This is a genomic window from Sandarakinorhabdus sp. (genome assembly GCF_031422795.1).
Lineage (GTDB): Bacteria > Pseudomonadota > Alphaproteobacteria > Sphingomonadales > Sphingomonadaceae > Sandarakinorhabdus.
In genome coordinates, this window is record NZ_JANPML010000287.1 from 1 (window position 1) to 16,216 (window position 16,216).

Annotated in this window: 14 protein-coding genes and 2 pseudogenes; 3 read left to right on the forward strand and 13 right to left on the reverse strand. The window is 63.5% G+C overall.

Translation table 11 applies throughout. The annotated features are described in order from the left end of the window. Positions 1–30 precede the first annotated feature (30 nt). The 4 genes and pseudogenes from hfq to dusB all read right to left on the reverse strand — a co-directional run. Positions 31–258: pseudogene (gene hfq / locus RMO81_RS10230) on the reverse strand (RNA chaperone Hfq); the annotation flags it as partial. Positions 259–368: 110 nt separating this feature from the next. Continuing rightward, positions 369–1,772 carry a sigma-54 dependent transcriptional regulator gene (locus RMO81_RS10235; RefSeq protein ID WP_310475753.1) on the reverse strand — a complete coding sequence of 468 codons (1,404 nt, stop codon included), beginning with the start codon at positions 1,770–1,772 and terminating at the stop codon, positions 369–371. Between the two features lie 17 nt (positions 1,773–1,789). Beyond that, complete coding sequence (locus RMO81_RS10240; protein WP_310475754.1) at positions 1,790–4,045, reverse strand: PAS domain-containing sensor histidine kinase; 2,256 nt, start codon at positions 4,043–4,045, stop codon at positions 1,790–1,792. A 153-nt stretch (positions 4,046–4,198) separates the two neighbouring features. Then, complete coding sequence (gene dusB / locus RMO81_RS10245) at positions 4,199–5,215, reverse strand: tRNA dihydrouridine synthase DusB (protein WP_310475755.1); 1,017 nt, start codon at positions 5,213–5,215, stop codon at positions 4,199–4,201. Positions 5,216–5,295: 80 nt separating this feature from the next. On the opposite strand from dusB, the gene RMO81_RS10250 reads away from it, so the two are divergent. Together RMO81_RS10250 and RMO81_RS10255 are read left to right on the forward strand one after the other, a co-directional pair. Further along, positions 5,296–6,450, forward strand: a complete 1,155-nt coding sequence (locus tag RMO81_RS10250) for a bifunctional 2-C-methyl-D-erythritol 4-phosphate cytidylyltransferase/2-C-methyl-D-erythritol 2,4-cyclodiphosphate synthase (RefSeq protein WP_310475756.1) — start codon at positions 5,296–5,298, stop codon at positions 6,448–6,450. Further along, positions 6,447–6,935 (forward strand): CinA family protein, encoded by a 489-nt coding sequence (locus tag RMO81_RS10255; protein WP_310475758.1) that lies wholly within the window; start codon positions 6,447–6,449, stop codon positions 6,933–6,935. Before RMO81_RS10250 ends, RMO81_RS10255 begins: the two co-directional genes overlap by 4 nt. A 142-nt stretch (positions 6,936–7,077) precedes the next feature. Here the strand turns inward: RMO81_RS10255 and RMO81_RS10260 are convergent, their stop codons facing one another. From RMO81_RS10260 to RMO81_RS10270, 3 genes are read right to left on the reverse strand one after another with little or no spacing between them, the layout of a single operon-like run. Next, positions 7,078–7,542 carry a type II toxin-antitoxin system RatA family toxin gene (locus RMO81_RS10260; RefSeq protein ID WP_310475759.1) on the reverse strand — a complete coding sequence of 155 codons (465 nt, stop codon included), beginning with the start codon at positions 7,540–7,542 and terminating at the stop codon, positions 7,078–7,080. Next, a complete protein-coding gene (gene lipA / locus RMO81_RS10265; RefSeq protein WP_310475760.1) occupies positions 7,542–8,480 on the reverse strand; it encodes a lipoyl synthase in 939 nt (312 codons plus the stop codon). The genes RMO81_RS10260 and lipA overlap by 1 nt, the downstream gene beginning before the upstream one ends. A 52-nt stretch (positions 8,481–8,532) precedes the next feature. Continuing rightward, on the reverse strand, positions 8,533–9,087 hold the full coding sequence (locus RMO81_RS10270) for a hypothetical protein (protein WP_310475761.1): 555 nt from the start codon (positions 9,085–9,087) through the stop codon (positions 8,533–8,535). 117 nt (positions 9,088–9,204) lie between these two features. Between RMO81_RS10270 and RMO81_RS10275 the strand changes: the two genes are divergently transcribed. Then, complete coding sequence (locus RMO81_RS10275) at positions 9,205–9,891, forward strand: carbonic anhydrase (RefSeq protein ID WP_310475763.1); 687 nt, start codon at positions 9,205–9,207, stop codon at positions 9,889–9,891. Between the two features lie 215 nt (positions 9,892–10,106). Here RMO81_RS10275 and RMO81_RS10280 read toward each other — a convergent pair whose 3' ends face one another. From RMO81_RS10280 to pdhA, 6 genes and pseudogenes are all read right to left on the reverse strand, one after another. After that, positions 10,107–10,475: a hypothetical protein gene (locus RMO81_RS10280; protein WP_310475765.1), complete on the reverse strand. Its 369-nt coding sequence runs from the start codon at positions 10,473–10,475 to the stop codon at positions 10,107–10,109. Continuing rightward, complete coding sequence (gene lpdA / locus RMO81_RS10285) at positions 10,475–11,869, reverse strand: dihydrolipoyl dehydrogenase (RefSeq protein ID WP_310475766.1); 1,395 nt, start codon at positions 11,867–11,869, stop codon at positions 10,475–10,477. Before lpdA ends, RMO81_RS10280 begins: the two co-directional genes overlap by 1 nt. Then, a complete protein-coding gene (locus tag RMO81_RS10290) occupies positions 11,866–13,140 on the reverse strand; it encodes a pyruvate dehydrogenase complex dihydrolipoamide acetyltransferase (RefSeq protein ID WP_310475767.1) in 1,275 nt (424 codons plus the stop codon). The genes lpdA and RMO81_RS10290 overlap by 4 nt, the downstream gene beginning before the upstream one ends. 2 nt (positions 13,141–13,142) lie before the next feature. Then, positions 13,143–13,796: an NYN domain-containing protein gene (locus RMO81_RS10295; RefSeq protein ID WP_310475768.1), complete on the reverse strand. Its 654-nt coding sequence runs from the start codon at positions 13,794–13,796 to the stop codon at positions 13,143–13,145. Positions 13,797–13,801: 5 nt separating this feature from the next. Then, positions 13,802–15,162: pseudogene (locus RMO81_RS10300) on the reverse strand (pyruvate dehydrogenase complex E1 component subunit beta). After that, the coding region (pdhA, locus tag RMO81_RS10305) for a pyruvate dehydrogenase (acetyl-transferring) E1 component subunit alpha (protein ID WP_310475769.1) at positions 15,162–16,216 on the reverse strand (1,055 nt) is incomplete at its 5' end. The pseudogene RMO81_RS10300 and the gene pdhA, both read right to left, overlap by 1 nt.

The window sequence follows — 16,216 nt, forward strand, 5'->3', positions numbered from 1 at the left end:
TAACTCAAATTCAGTCTCTCACTCTTCGGTTTCAGCTTCGAACAGCTGCAGCGGCGTGGCTGGCATGACGGTGGAAATGGCGTGCTTGTATACCAGCTGGCTGTGGCCGTCGCGGCGCAACAGCACCGAGAAATTGTCGAACCAGGTGATGACGCCCTGCAGCTTGACACCGTTGACCAGGAACATGGTGACCGGCGTGCGCGTCTTGCGCACCGTGTTAAGGAACATGTCCTGCAGATTGTTGGGCTTGTCCGCCATCGCGTCATCCTCTTGTTTTTGGGCGCGCCACATACCGCCGTAGCCATCAAATAGGGATGAACCAAAGCTTTTTCAAATACGTGTTTCGCCACATGGCGCCAAAAAATGGCTCAGATTGTCTCGTCGGCGATGTCGTCTCCGCCCGGATCGTCGGCCAGCCCCAGCGCCTTCAGCTTGCGGTGCAGGGCGCTGCGCTCCATGCCGATAAAAGCGGCGGTGCGGCTGATGTTCCCGGAAAAACGCCGGATCTGGGCGCGCAGATATTCGCGTTCGAACGCTTCACGGGCTTCGCGCAACGGCGTGCCCATGATCGATCGTGCCGCGTGCCCGGGCATCAGTCTTGAAGGCTCGGCGGTCACTTCAGGCGGCAGCATGTCGATATCCAGGATTGCCATGCTGGTGGTTGGCGCCATGATCATCGTGCGTTCGATCACGTTCCGCAATTGGCGCACATTGCCCGGCCAATCATAGGTTTGCAGTGCCGCGACCGCATCTTCAGACAGATCGGGCGTTGGCATGCCACGTTCGGCGGCATAGCGAGCCAGGAAATAGCGCGCGAGTTCCGCCACATCCTCGCGCCGTTCCGATAGCGGCGGCAGCCTGACCGGCACGACATTGAGCCGGTAATATAAATCCTCCCGAAAACGGCCGGCGGCAATCTCGGCGGCCAGATCGCGGCTGGTGGCCGAAATCACCCGCACATCCACCCGCACCCAGCGCGCGCCGCCCACCCGTTGGAACACCTGTTCAGTCAGCACGCGCAGGATCTTGGCCTGGGTGGTCATCGGCATGTCGGCCACGTCATCAAGGAACAAGGTGCCGCCATGGGCCTGTTCGAGCAGACCGGCGCGAACATTGCCGCCGCCTTCCTCCACACCGAACAAGGCTTCTTCCACCCGTTCCGGGGTCATGCGCGCGGCTGAAACCACCACGAATGGGGCTTCGATGCGCGGGCTCCACTGGTGCAGCAGGCGGGCGGCGACTTCCTTGCCGGAGCCGGCCGGGCCACTGATCAGCACCCGGCTGCCGGTGGCGGCGACGCGCTTCAGTGTGGCGCGCACCTGGTTGATCTGCGGGCTGGTGCCGGTCAGTTCAACATCAATGCCCACCCGCTCTTTCAGCGCCTCATACTCGCGGCGCAGACGCTCGGTTTCGGTGGCGCGGCGTACCACCAACAGCAGTTGTTCGGCCTTGAACGGCTTTTCAATGTAATCATAGGCGCCGCGCTTGATGGCCGCGACGGCGGTATCGAGATTGCCGTGCCCGGAAATCACCACCACGGGCAGCGTGGGGTCCCGCGCCTTCATCGCATCCAGCAGTTCGATCCCGTCCATCGACGAGCCTTGCAGCCAGACATCGAGAATGACCAGGCTGGGCCGGCGCTCGGCCAGCGCCGCCAGCGCGCCTTCGGCATGGGCGGCGGTGCGGGTATCAAAACCCTCATCCCCCAGCACGCCGGCCACCAAATCGCGGATATCGGCTTCATCGTCGACGATCAGGATATCAAGAGGCATGGCGGGGGCAGTCCTTCTCAGGCGGTGGTGGCAGCAACTGGCAGGGGCAAACCAGGTTGCACTTCAGGAACGAGACGGCGGGACAGATGGGCAATGACCAGAGCGCCGGGGCCATCGGGCCAGGCACTCAGATTATCGGCCAGTTCGAGATGGCCACCATGATCTTCGACAATCTTGGCGCAGATGGCGAGGCCCAGGCCCGTGCCGCGGGCACGCGTGGTGACATAGGGTTCCAGCAAGCGCATGCGGTCTTCCACCGGGAAGCCAAGGCCATTATCGGCAATGCTGATGTGCGCCATGTCGGCATCAGCTTCGACTGTGATGGCGATCTGGCCCGGTGCGGCCCCTTCCCCATCACGATCGATCCGCGCCATCACGCTTTCAGCGGCGTTCTTTATCAGATTGGTCAGCGCCCGGCCCAGTTGCTGGCGATCACACACCAATGCCAGATCGGTGGCGCCGCACATGGTGAAACGGATGGTGGGGAACGCCACTTCCTGCAGCACCAGTGCCTGGCGCATCAACCGATCCAGGCCATCGCTGGCGAACACCGGGCGTGGTAGCCGGGCAAATTCGGAAAATTCATCGACCATGCGGCGCAGATCGCCAACCTGGCGCACAATGGTGCCGGTCAATGTTGCAAATGTATCGGCGTCTTCGTTGATCTGGCGGCCAAATTTGCGCTGCAGTCGTTCAGCAGCGAGCTGGATCGGGGTGAGCGGATTCTTGATTTCATGGGCAATGCGGCGGGCGACATCGGCCCAGGCCGCCCGGCGTTGATCGAGCAGTTGCGTGGTGATGTCGTCAAAGGTCAGCACAAAACCCTCGGCACGGCCTTCCGCGTCTTCGGCAGCACCGATCCGCACGGCCAGCGTCTGGGTTTCGTCGCGGCGCTGAATATTGACCTGGCCAGCGGCATCGCCGGTTTGCCGCGCCTGCTCCAGCAACTCGGCCAGTTCGGGCGCCACATCCTGCAGGATCTGGCCGCGCAGCACGCGGTGCGGCAGCGCCAGCAGCCCGGCGGCCGATGCATTTGCCACGCGGATCACCCCTTCCGGCGTGATCGACATGACTCCGGCCGACACGCCCGACAGTACGGCTTCGGTAAAACGCCGGCGCGCATCAAGTTCGTCATTGGCGCTGAGCAATGCCGTTTGCTGCGATTTCAGCTGGCTGGTCATACGGTTGAAGGCGCGTTCCAGAACGCCGATTTCATCGGCCTGGCCGCGCACCGGCACGCGCACATCCAGATCACCGGCCCCCACCCGTTCCGCAGCGTTGGCCAGACGCGCAATGGGTTCCACCAACCGGTTGGCCAGCCACAGCGCGTACCAGATCGCCACGATCAACGTGAGCAACGACACCGCCATCAGGATCAAGTTGAAACGCAGCTGCATGACCCGGCTGCGTTCGGTGAGCGCGTTATATTCGCCCAACGCGCCGGCGGCCTGATTGGCGCGGGCCAGCACGGCCGGATCCACCTTGCGGCTGACATACAGGAAAGTGGCCGGGTTGCCGGGCACCGCCACCGCGGATTCAACCCGGTCTTCGCCTATGCCGATCAACGTCACCGGGCCGCTGGCCGCGCGCTTGAGATCGATATCGGCCACGTGCAACTGCACTTCTGCCGGCGAAACGCCGCTGGCCGCAACCAGCACCAGCCCTTTGCCGGTATCGCGGAAAACGGCGGCTTCGGTGAGCGTGCGGCCCGCGACCTGGAAATCGAGGCCGCGGCGGTAAAGCGGCGTCGCCTCGCCAAAATCACGGGCATAGCTCGCCACGTCGGCCGCCATCACCACGATATCATCGGCGATGCGCCGGCGGTTTTCCTCAACATAGGTCTGCGCGACCTGGTTGGAACTATCGAGGATGGTTTTCACCCGATCGGAAAACCAGAATTGCACGCCGAACTGAAACAGCAAGCTGGCGAACACCACCACCAGCAAGGTGGGAACGGCGGCGATGCCGGCAAACAGCGCCACCAACCTCAGGTGCAATTGGGCCCCGGCCAGTCCCTTGCGGCGGTTGGTGAGCAAAATGGCAACGCGCCGGCCGATCAGCACGATCAGCAGCATCGCCGGCACCAGGCAGGCGACCAGCACCAGCGCCACCAGCGGCTGCGAGGCGCCGGTGGCCGGCACTTCGCGCCGGGTGAGCAGGGCATAGCTGGACCAGCCCAGCACGATGGTGGCCGTGGCCGCCAGCAGTTCCAGGCGCGGATAGAAATTGTCGTTGCGGGTGATGCGCAGGATCCGGCGCGAGAAACGCCGCAAACGCAGGGCCAGCCTGGCACCAAGGCCACGCTGCCGGCGCGCCGGAAGTGGTTCAGAGATGAGCGATTCGGCGTTCACAGATGTGAACCATAACCCGGCATTGTGGCCTTTGGAACACACTGCAGCGTCGCAGCGTTGCCCCAATGCGACAGATTACGCTGCCAGCGCGGTCGGCTTGGGCGGCAGCGCCAGTTGCGTCTCGTAAAAACGGTCAATCATCGCCAGCACGGTCTGGCTTTCAGTGACAAAGTTGACGCTGTTCCGGAAGGACGCGCTGTCGTGCAGGCCCTTGGTGTACCAGCCCAGATGCTTGCGCGACAGGTTCACGCCGTTCAGCTCGCCATAAAGATCGAGCATCAACGCGTAATGTTCCTTCACCAGCGCATGCTGCTCGGCCAGGGTCGGATCGGCCGGCACGGCACGACCCGTCAGCGCCGCCATCACCTGTGCAATCAGCCACGGCTTGCCGTACGCGCCGCGCCCGATCATCACGCCGTCAGCCCCGCTTTGTACCAGCGCGGTCTTGGCGTCTTCGATCGAACAGATATCACCGTTGACGATCACCGGCAGTCGCACCGCCTCTTTCACGGTGCGCACGAACGCCCAATCGGCGGTACCGCTGTACAGCTGGCAACGCGTGCGGCCATGGACGGTGATGAGGTGGACGCCCTCACCTTCGGCGATGCGCGCCAGTTCCGGTGCGTTCAGGCTGTTGTGATCCCAGCCCATCCGCATCTTGAGCGTGACCGGCAAATTCACCGCCTTCACCGTGGCGCGGATCAATTGCGTCGCCAGCGGCAGATCGCGCATCAACGACGAACCGGCGTGGCCGTTGACCACTTTCTTCACCGGGCAGCCCATGTTTATGTCGATGATCGCCGCGCCCTTCTGCTCGTTCAGCTTGGCGGCTTCGGCCATGCGCTGCGGTTCACAGCCGGCCAGCTGCATCGACACTGGCTCCTCGCTCGGGTGCCAGGCGGCTTTCTGGATGCTCTGCCGCGTTTCGCGGATCATGGCTTCCGATGCGATCATCTCGGTCACGGTCAGACCAGCGCCAAAGCGTTTGACCAGCGTGCGGAACGGCAGATCGGTGACGCCGGTCATCGGCGCCAGGATCACCGGCACGTCGATGCGGTTGGGGCCGATCTGAATGGGGGACACAAGGCTCATTGCGGGTTTCACTTTCGCGGGGCCCCATAGCGCAGATTGGCCCTTTCCGACAAGGCAAGCCGGGCCTATGCGGCAAAGCCATGCGCATCCACGCCATCATCGTCGCCGCCGGCAGCGGCATCAGGGCCGGTGGCGCCGTGCCCAAGCAGTATCGCCTTGTCGCTGGCCAGCCCCTGCTCCGCCATGCCGCCGCGCGGCTGCTGGCGCATCCGTCGATCAATGGCGTCACCGTGGTGATCAATCCGGAATGCCGGGCGCTCTATGATGAAGCGGTGGCCGGATTGGCCCTGCCCGAACCCATCGCTGGCGGCGCGACCCGGCAGTTATCAGTGCTGGCCGGGCTGGAAGCACTGGCTGTTTCCCCGCCCGATATCGTGATGGTGCATGATGCGGCCCGCGCCTTTGTTCCAGCTGCGGTGCTTGATGCACTGATTGCCGCCTTCGGCGATGCCGAAGTCGACGGCGCCTGCCCCGCCCTGCCCCAGGTTGACAGCCTGCGCCGGGGTGAGGCCGGGCGCTTTTCCGGCAGCGTTGACCGCGAAAATCTCTGGCGCGTGCAGACTCCGCAAGCGTTTCGCTATCCGGCGCTGCTCGCCGCCCATCGCGCGGCTGCACCTGGCGCGACTGACGAAGTGGCGATCGCACTCGCCGCCGGCCTGTCCGTCGCCATCACACCGGGCGATGAACGCGCTTTCAAGGTGACGGAGGCCGATGATTTTGCCAAGGCAAGCGCGATGACCAGTTATTCCTCCCGCGCCGCCTCCGGGTTTGATGTGCACCGCTTTGGCCCCGGCGATCATGTCTGGCTGTGCGGGATCAAGGTGCCGCACGATGCCGGGCTGATTGGCCACAGCGATGCCGATGCCGGCCTGCACGCGCTCACCGATGCGCTGCTCGGCACCATCGCGGCTGGCGACATTGGCGATCATTTCCCGCCCAGTGACGAACGCTGGCGCGGTGCGGCGTCTGACCAGTTTCTGGCCCATGCCGCCGAACTGGTGCGCGCGCGCGGCGGCATCATCGATCATGTCGATGTAACGCTGATCTGCGAGCGACCCAAGGTTGGCCCGCACCGCGACGCCATGCGCGCCCGCATCGCCGCCATCCTGGGTATCGGATTGGAACGCGTCAGCGTGAAGGCCACCACCACCGAAAAGCTCGGCTTCACCGGCCGCCAGGAAGGCATTGCCGCGCAAGCCATGGCCAGTGTGCGGCTGCCGGAGTCAATCGCATGACCCCCGATCTGATTGCCCTTGCTGAAACCGTGCTCGCCGAAAATCGGGCGGCCGGTCGCCATGTTGCAGTCGCCGAAAGCTGCACCGGCGGCATGGTGTCAGCAGCCCTCACCGAAATCGCCGGCTCGTCCGACGTGTTTGATCGCGGCTTTGTCACCTATTCGAACGAAGCCAAGATGGAGATGCTCGGCGTTTCCGAAGACGTGCTGGCCACCTTTGGCGCGGTCTCCGTCGCCACGGCCTGGGCGATGGCGTTGGGCGCGCTGGCCCGCAGCCAGGCCGATGTCGCCGTTTCCATCACCGGCATTGCCGGGCCGGGCGGCGCAACCGCGAACAAACCGGTGGGGATGGTGGTGTTCGCCCGCGCCATCCGCGGCGAAGACCCGGAAATGGTGGTCGCCGATACCCGCCAGTTCGGCGATCTCGGTCGGGCTGAAGTGCGCCGCGAGGCGGCATTGGTTGCGCTGGAGTTGTTGCGGCCCTGAAAACTCCTTCCCCCTTTTGGGGAGAGGGTCGACTCGCGCGGCACGCGCGGCGGGGTGGGGGTTTCCGCGCACCGGCCAGTGAGCCCCCACCCCGGGCCGCCTGCGGCGTCTCTCGACCCTCCCCCCGAATGGGGGAGGGCCTTTACCGCGGCCCGTAAAGCTGCTCCGCCCGCGCCACGAAGGCGCCGACCATCTTTTCAAAGGCTTGGCTGAAAAACATCCCGGCCAACGTTTCGAACGCCCGGTTGCGGAATTCGAAATCGACGGCGAAATCAACCTCGCAGCCGCCAGCTTCAGAGCCGCTTGCGGCATCGCGGAACGTCCATTGGTTGAACAGATGCTTCATCGGTCCATCGAGATAATCGATGTGGATGCTGCCGGGGCGACCCAGCGTCACCTTGCTGGTGAATTTCTCGCGGATCATGCGGAAGCCCACGACCATATCGGCCACCAACACGTCCCGGCCATCGGCACCGGTCTGCTTTGGTCCGACCCTGATGCCCTGCACCCACGGCAGGAATTCCGGATAGCGGCCGATATCGGCCACCAGATCAAACATCTCGGTTGCCGACCACGGCAGCCGGCGGGTCTCGCGATGCTTTGGCATCAGGCCTTCGCGCCAACCCCAACACTAGCCTTCCGGCGGGCCTGCATTTCGGCAAAATCCCTGCCGGCGTGATAGCTGGACCGGGTGAGCGGTGACGCGGCGACCAGCAGGAAACCCTTGGAGCGAGCAACGGCAGCATAGGTCTGGAACGTCGCCGGGGTGACGAATTCCATCACCTTGGCATGGCGCGGCGTTGGCTGCAGATACTGGCCAACGGTGAGGAAATCCACACCGGCCGAACGCATGTCATCAAACACCTGGTGCAGTTCCAGCGCTGTTTCGCCCAGCCCCACCATCAGGCCCGATTTGGTGAAGACGGTTGGCGACAACTGCTTCACCTTATCGAGCAGCCGCAGCGAATGATAATAGCGCGCGCCGGGCCGGATCGTCGGATACAGCCGCGGCACGGTTTCCAGATTGTGGTTGTACACGTCGGGCCCGGCCTCGACGATCATTTCCACCGCCCGGTCCATCTTGTTGCGGAAATCCGGCGTGAGAATCTCGATCGTGGTGTTCGGCGTCTGCCGGCGCAGTTCCTGGATCACCTTGACGAACTGGCTGGCGCCGCCGTCGGGCAGATCATCGCGGTCAACCGAGGTGATGACGATATGTTCCAGACCCAGTTTCGCGGCGGCTTCGGCGACATGGCCGGGCTCGCTGGCATCGACCTTGTTCGGCATCCCGGTCTTCACGTTGCAGAAGGCGCAGGCGCGGGTGCAGGTATCACCCAGGATCATCACGGTGGCGTGTTTCTGGCTCCAGCACTCGCCGATGTTCGGGCAGGCCGCTTCCTCGCACACCGTGTTGAGCTTCAACGACCGCATCAGCGCCCGCGTTTCGTTATAGGCTTTGCTGGTCGGCGCCTTCACCCGGATCCAGTCCGGCTTACGCGGCAGGCCGGATGGCGTGAGGGGAAGATCAAGGACGGGTTCGCTCATGCCAGCTTGATAGCCGTCAGGCCCGGCGTGAACAACCGGTCAGTTGCGCATATCAGCCATTCGGTGGTGCGGCATAGGGGCTGCCCTTGGCCCATATCTCAGCCTCTTCGGCAGCCTCGATGGCAGCTGTGCCGATGGCCATGATCTTCTCGCACAGCGCATCGGCGGTGCAATCAAGCCCAGGAACCAGCATCAACACGGCATCGCCCGCAACGAAGCCATAGCTGCGCAGGAATTTGGCCAGCAGCGTTTTGGGTGGATCAAGCGCGGGTTCGCGCAGGCGCAGTTGCACCGCCGACAGGCCATAGCAGCGCACCGGATCAAATTCGGCAATGTTCGTCCAACTGATCGGTTTGGCCGACCAGCGCCGATCCCTGATGCCATCGGAGCCAAGCCGCACCGCTGGCCGACTGTCGCGCAACAGCAGCAGCGCAATGCTCAAGGCGATCAGCGCCAAAAAGGCCAGGATCCACACCAGCACGCCGCCAATGCCAGGCGCTTTCTGCTGGAGATAAAAGGTGAAGAACACCGCCAGCGCCAACAGGCCAAGGCCAGCCAGCGCCACGCGCACGGGCGCTTCCTCACGATAACGGGCAGCAAAATTCATCTGCCGGCACTCCCTTCACGCAACACACTGGCCGGCGGCCAATTCGAAAGCCATTGGCAGCCTGCCCGGTTGCTGTGATAGTCCAACCAAGATGAACGCTGCATTGCGGAGAGTGACATGCCCGAATTCAAGGCCCTGCTGGATGGATATCGCCGGTTTCGTACTGGGGCCTATCAGGAACAGCGCCGCCGTTACGACGCTCTGGCCGACAAGGGCCAGGCCCCCGGCCTGCTGGTGATCAGCTGTTCCGATAGCCGGGTGGATCCCACCCGCGTGTTCGATACTGAACCGGGCCAGATGTTTGTGGTGCGCAACGTCGCCAATTTGGTGCCACCGTGCGACCGCGACAATCACCAGCATTCCACATCCGCAGCGATCGAATATGCCGTCACCCAGTTGAAGGTGCATTATATTGTTGTGCTGGGCCACGCCCGCTGCGGCGGCATCAAGGCCAGCCTGGAAGGCACGTTCGACGATGCGCCGATGGGCGAAGGTGGCTTCATCGGCCGCTGGATGAGCCTGATTGCGCCTGCGCGGGACACGATCCGTGCCGCTGCCCAGTTGTCACCCGATATCGATGCCTGCAGCGCGCTGGAACTGGCCGCCATCCGGCTTTCAATCGATAATCTGCGCACCTTCCCCTTTGTTGCCGAAGCCGAAGCCGCCGGCACATTGCATCTGCAAGGCGCATTGTTCGATATCGCCGAAGGCGTGCTGCGCGTGCTCAACCACGATACCGGCAAGTTTGAAACGGTACAGGTGGAGTGGGAAGACGAAGCTGTGAGCCAGCTGAAATCAGCCTGATACCGGCAGCAGAACGCGAACCGGGCGTATCCAACACAAACAGGGGAAGTGCTGGATACGCCCGCCGCAGCCAGACCGTGACAAGGGCAGTTGTCACATTGGCCTGACCGTTGCGTATGATATAAGATTAAATTCGTCTTCTTTGCAAGCGCAAAGATTGACTTTCTGTCATGTTGGTCTGCGGCAGGCTGACGCAGTCGAGCCAGGGGGCTTAACTATCGGGGCGCGGCATAGACCCGCCCGCGCGGATCACCCTGCCCGGCGGCCTGGTTCACATTGTTCTTGAACTGCTGAAAATTGCAGCCAAACGCGCCGCCAGCGCCCCAGGTTGAACAGGTGCCAATCGTGCCCGTATCTGGCCCCAGCAGGCGATTTCGCTCGGCCGATACGCTGGCGGTGCCGCGCCCGCCAAATGCCCGCAGCACGGGCAGCGGTGCGCGATACGGTGACGATCTCGGCTCGCGGTCAGCACACACCACGATCTCGTCGGGCCGGTTTTTGGGCGGGCACAGCACGCTCCACCCCGGCGGCATCAAACTGGCAGTGCCGGCAGCGGCCATGATCAAGGCCGCCACCAGCGCCATCAATAGTGCAGCGCGCGGCCATAAGCGTCGAGCACGCTTTCGTGCATCATTTCACTCAGCGTCGGGTGCGGGAAGATGGTGTGCATCAACTCGACTTCGGTCGTCTCCAGCCCCATGGCGATGGCATAACCCTGGATCAGCTCGGTGACTTCGGCGCCCACCATATGCGCGCCCAACAATTGCCCGGTGGTGGCATCAAACACTGTCTTCACAAAGCCTTCCGCTTCGCCCAGCGCGATGGCCTTGCCGTTGCCGATAAAGGGGAATTTACCGACCTTCACCGTGTGGCCCGCGGCCTTGGCCTTGGCTTCGGTCAGGCCGATGCTGGCCACCTGCGGGCGGGCATAGGTGCAGCCCGGAATGCGGGCCACGTCCATCGCATGCGGATGGCCGCCGGTGATATGTTCGACAGCGATGATGCCTTCATGGCTGGCCTTGTGCGCCAGCCACGGCGGGCCGGTCACATCACCGATGGCATAGAGGCCGGGCACGTTGGTCTGGCACATGCCGTCCGTCACGATATGGCCGCGATTGGTGGCGACGCCCAGCGCTTCCAGGCCGATATTCTCGGTGTTGGGCACGATGCCGATGGCAACGATAACGTGGCTGTAGCTGTCGGTGGCCGCCTTGCCGTCAGCGGTGGTGATGGTCGCCTTCACCCCGTCCGGCCCCGGCGTCACGTCTGAAACCTTGGCACCGGTGATGATGGTCATGCCCTGCTTGGTCAGCGCCTTTTGCGCGAAGGCGGAGACGTCCTCATCCTCCACCGGCAATATGCGATCCAGCATCTCGACCACGGTCACCTTGGCACCCATGTCACTGTAGAAACTGGCGAACTCGATGCCGATGGCACCCGAACCGATCACCAGCAGCTTGGTCGGCATAGCGGGCGGCACCATGGCGTGGCGATAGGTCCACACGCGGTTGCCATCAGCCTCCACGCCCGGCAGATCACGGGCGCGAGCACCGGTGGCGACAATAACGTTCTTGGCCGTAAGCACCCGATCGCCATTGGCCGTGGTGACCGTCACCGTGGTCGCCCCGGTCAACCGCCCCTGCCCTTCGACCACCTCGATCTTGTTCTTCTTCATCAAGCCTTTGACGCCGCTGTTCAACTGCGCTGCGACCTTGCGGCTGCGGTCCGTCACCTTATTCAGGTCAAACGACGGCTTCTCCACGCTCAGCCCATAGGCATCGGCGTGGGTGATATAATGATAAATCTCGCTGGTCCGCAGCAGCGCCTTGGTCGGGATGCAGCCCCAGTTCAGGCAGATGCCGCCCAGGCGCTCGCGCTCGACGATGGCGACCTTCAGGCCCAACTGGCTAGCGCGGATTGCCGCGACATAACCGCCGGGCCCGGAGCCGAGAATGACGAGATCGTGCGTTGTGGTCATGCCACCAACCCCAGCGGGTTCTCGATCAGCGCCTTCACCGCGCTCATCAGGGCCGCACCATCGGCGCCGTCGATGGCGCGATGGTCGAAGCTGCCGGTGATGGTCATCACCGTGGCGATGGCAAGCGCGTCGCCCTTCACCACCGGCCGCTTCTCGCCGGTGCCCACCGCCAGGATCATCGCCTGCGGCGGGTTGATCACGGCTTCGAACTGCTTGATGCCGAACATGCCGAGGTTGGACAGGCTGGCGGTGCCGCCCTGATATTCGTGCGGTTGCAACTTGCCGGCCCGGGCCTTTTCGGCCAGCGCCTTCATTTCGCTGGCGATCTGGCTGACCGCCTTGCCATCGGCGCCCACGATGATCGGCGTGATCAGGCCCGACGGGGCGGCGACCGCCACAGAGATATCGGCGCGATCATAGACCAACAGGTTATCGCCGGCGAACGACACGTTGCATTTGGGCACCTGCCGCAGGCCCAGCGCCAGCGCCTTGATGACGAGATCGTTGACACTCACCTTGATGCCGCGCGCTTCCAGCGCCTTGTTGAGCTCACCGCGCAGTTTGAGCAGCGCATCGAGTTCGACATCGAGCGTCAGATAGATGTGCGGGATCGACTGTTTGGCCTCGGTCAGGCGGCGGGCGATGACCTTGCGGACATTGCCAAGCTTTTCCACGCTGTGCGGGATGTCGCTGGTAACGGGCGCAGCCGCAACGGGGGCCGCCACCGGAGCCGGTGCCGCCGCGACGGGTGCCGGGGCAGCGGCAACGACGGGTTTGCCGCTGGCTGCTTCCACATCGGCGCGCACGATGCGTCCGCGCGGGCCGCTGCCGGCAATGCTGGCCAGATCCACGCCCGTCATTTCGGCGATGCGGCGGGCCAGCGGGCTGGCGATCACGCGGTCACCGGCTGGAGCCAGAACGGCAGGTGCCGGAACCGGCGCAGCAACAGGCGCAGCCGCCACGGCCGGCGCAGGTGCGGGAGCGGGCGCAGCAGGGGCGGCCTTGGGCGGCGCTGGCGCAGCATCGTCGCCCTCACCCGCAAGACGCAGGATCACCGTGCCCACCGGCACATTTTCCAGGCCTTCAGGCACCGCCAGTTCGATCACCGTGCCTTCGTCCACAGCCTCCACTTCCATGGTGGCCTTGTCAGTTTCAATCTCGGCGATGATGTCGCCGGATTTCACGGTCTGCCCAAGTTTCACATGCCATTTGGCAAGCGTGCCCACCTCCATGGTGGGCGAAAGGGCGGGCATTGTGACGTCGATTGCCATGGTTAATTGTCCACAAAAAGCTGATCGACCAGGGCGCGCTGTTCGTCGTCGTCCGGGTTGTCGATCAGGTCGGCCATGTCGAGAAAATAGGCTGCGGCACCGGCCAAGGGCCCCGAATAACGCACCTGCGTGCCGGCTTCGGATTTCATGCTCCACGCCACCACCAGCGCACGTTTGCCGATGGCGTTGATCTTCTTCACCAATGGCACGAAATCGCCATCGCCAGCCACCAGCGCCACCACGTCGCAACGGTCGGACACGGCCAGATCAAAGGCTTCCAGCGCCAGCCACACATCGATGCCTTGTTCCTTGGGCGGTTCGCTGTTGGTGTCGATGCGGGTAAAATGCGGCGTGATGTTGCTGGCCGCGAGGATCTGATCGAAGACCCGGTCGTTGCGCAGCGATTCCTCGACGAAACTGGCATTGCGCGCCCGGTCTTCCAGATCGCGCAGCGTGTAACGGCCGCGGAAATAATGCGCTTCCACCACCCGCGTGCGGGCGCGCGGCACTTCTTCCATGTCGGCCGCCGCAATGCGGATGAAGTCCATCAATCCGGACAAGGAAAGCCGCCGGCCAGCTTCATGTTCGAACTTGTAAAAGGTCGATACGCGGTTGAAATAACTGCCATCGATCATCACGGCGACGCGGGTTTGCATGCTGTTTACCGGTAACACACGGCACGGACAGCGGTGACGACATCCTCCGCCTTCAGCAAGGCCGCCTTTTCCAAGTTTGCAGCATAGGGCAGCGGCACATCCACGTTGGTCACACGCAGCACCGGGGCATCAAGATCGTCGAAGCCCTTTTCCATCACCACCGCCATGATTTCCGATGCGATCGAACAGGTTGGCCAGCCTTCTTCAACCACCACCATGCGGTTGGTCTTCTTCAGGCTGGCCAGCACTGTCGCCGTGTCGAGCGGGCGCAGCGTGCGCAGATCGATGATTTCGGCATCAATGCCCATGCCGGCCAAGGTTTCGGCGGCTTGCAAGGCCACCCCCACACCGATGGAGTAGCTGACCAGTGTCACATCCTTGCCGGCGCGCACGATGCGGGCCTTGCCGATGGGAACGACATGATCGCCTTCCGGCACATCAAAGCTCTGGCCATAAAGCAGCTCGTTTTCAAGGAACACCACCGGATCGGGGCTACGGATCGCAGCCTTCAGCAGGCCCTTGGCATCTTCGGCGCTATAGGGCGCCAGCACGATCAGGCCGGGCACGCTGGCATACCAGGGCCCGTAATTCTGGCTGTGCTGCGCGCCAACGCGGCTGGCGGCGCCATTGGGGCCGCGGAACACGATGGGGCAACGCATCTGGCCGCCCGACATATACAGCGTTTTCGCGGCCGAATTGATGATGTGATCAATGGCCTGCATGGCGAAATTGAAGGTCATGAACTCAACGATGGGCTTCAGGCCGCCCATCGCAGCGCCAGCACCCAGGCCGGCAAAACCATATTCGGTGATCGGCGTGTCGATCACCCGTTTGCCGCCAAATTCCTCCAGCAGGCCCTGCGTCACCTTGTAAGCGCCCTGATATTCGGCAACTTCCTCGCCCATCACGAACACGGTATCGTCGGTGCGCATTTCCTCGGCATGGCATCGCGCAGGGCTTCGCGCACGGTCTGGCGACGGGTGGGGCCAGTGGCGGCTTCGGGTGAGATGACGGCGGCGGTGACCGGCGCTGCAGCAGGCGCAATGGGCGCCTCCGGAGCCGGCGCGGCCACCACGCGCGCTGCCACAGGCGCTGGCGCTGGCGCCGCCACCGGCGCGGCAGCTTCATCTTCGCCGGCAATGATGATGATCGGTGTCCCCACCTTCACGCCTTCAGAGCCTGCCGCCACCAGCAGCGCCGTCACCGTACCGCCATCATCGGCTTCCAGCTCCATCGTCGCCTTGTCGGTTTCGATTTCAGCGATCACGTCGCCGGGTTTGACCACGTCGCCGGCGGCCACCAGCCATTTGGCTAGTGTGCCCTCTTCCATGGTGGGCGACATGGCGGGGAGGAGAATCTGCGGCATCAATAAGTTCCCAGCAGCACGTCGGTGTGGAGTTCGGACAAGGCAGGCTCGGGCGCTTCAAGGGCGAAGTCTGCCGCTTCGGCCACCTCGTCGCGCACGTCACGATCGATGGCCTTCAACGCGGCTTCATCGGAATGGCCCGCCTCAAGGATCAGCTTCTTCAAGCCTTCGATCGGGTCGCTCTTTTCGCGCATCGCCTGCACTTCGTCGCGGCTGCGATATTTGGCTGGATCGCTCATCGAGTGGCCGCGATAGCGATAGGTCTTCATTTCCAGCAGCAACGGCCCGTTGCCGCCGCGCACCCATTCCACCGCCTGTTTGGCAGCGCCGCGCACGGCCAGCACGTCCATGCCATCAACCTGCAGGCCCGGCACCCGGAAGCTTTCGCCGCGCCGATACAATTGGTCTTCCGAACTGGCGCGGTTGACCGAAGTGCCCATGGCATATTGGTTGTTTTCGATGACAAAGATCACCGGCAGTTTCCACAGCTCGGCCATGTTGAAGCTTTCATAGACCTGGCCCTGGTTGGCGGCGCCGTCGCCGAAATAGGTCACGGCGATATGGCCATCGCCCTTGTATTTGTGGGCAAATCCCAGGCCAGCGCCCAACGGTACCTGCGCCGCCACGATACCGTGGCCGCCAAAGAACCCATGTTCAACGCTGAACATGTGCATCGAACCGCCCTTGCCGCCGCTGATCCCGGCCGCCCGACCGGTCAATTCCGCCATCACCGCCTTGGAACTGATGCCGCAGGCCAGCATGTGGCCATGATCACGATAGCCGGTGATGATGGAATCGCCCTTGATCAGTTCTGCCTGCAGGCCCACCACCACGGCTTCCTGGCCGATGTAGAGGTGGCAGAAACCGCCAATCTGGCCCATGCCATACAACTGGCCGGCGCGTTCTTCAAAGCGGCGGATCAGCACCATCTGGCGATACATTTCCAGCAGCTGATCACGTGAAGCGACGAACCGTTCCGGTTCATCAGGCCGCGGCCAGTTGGATTGCGGCGGGGTGGATGCGGCCTTGCGGGCACTGTTACGGGCGGGGCTGC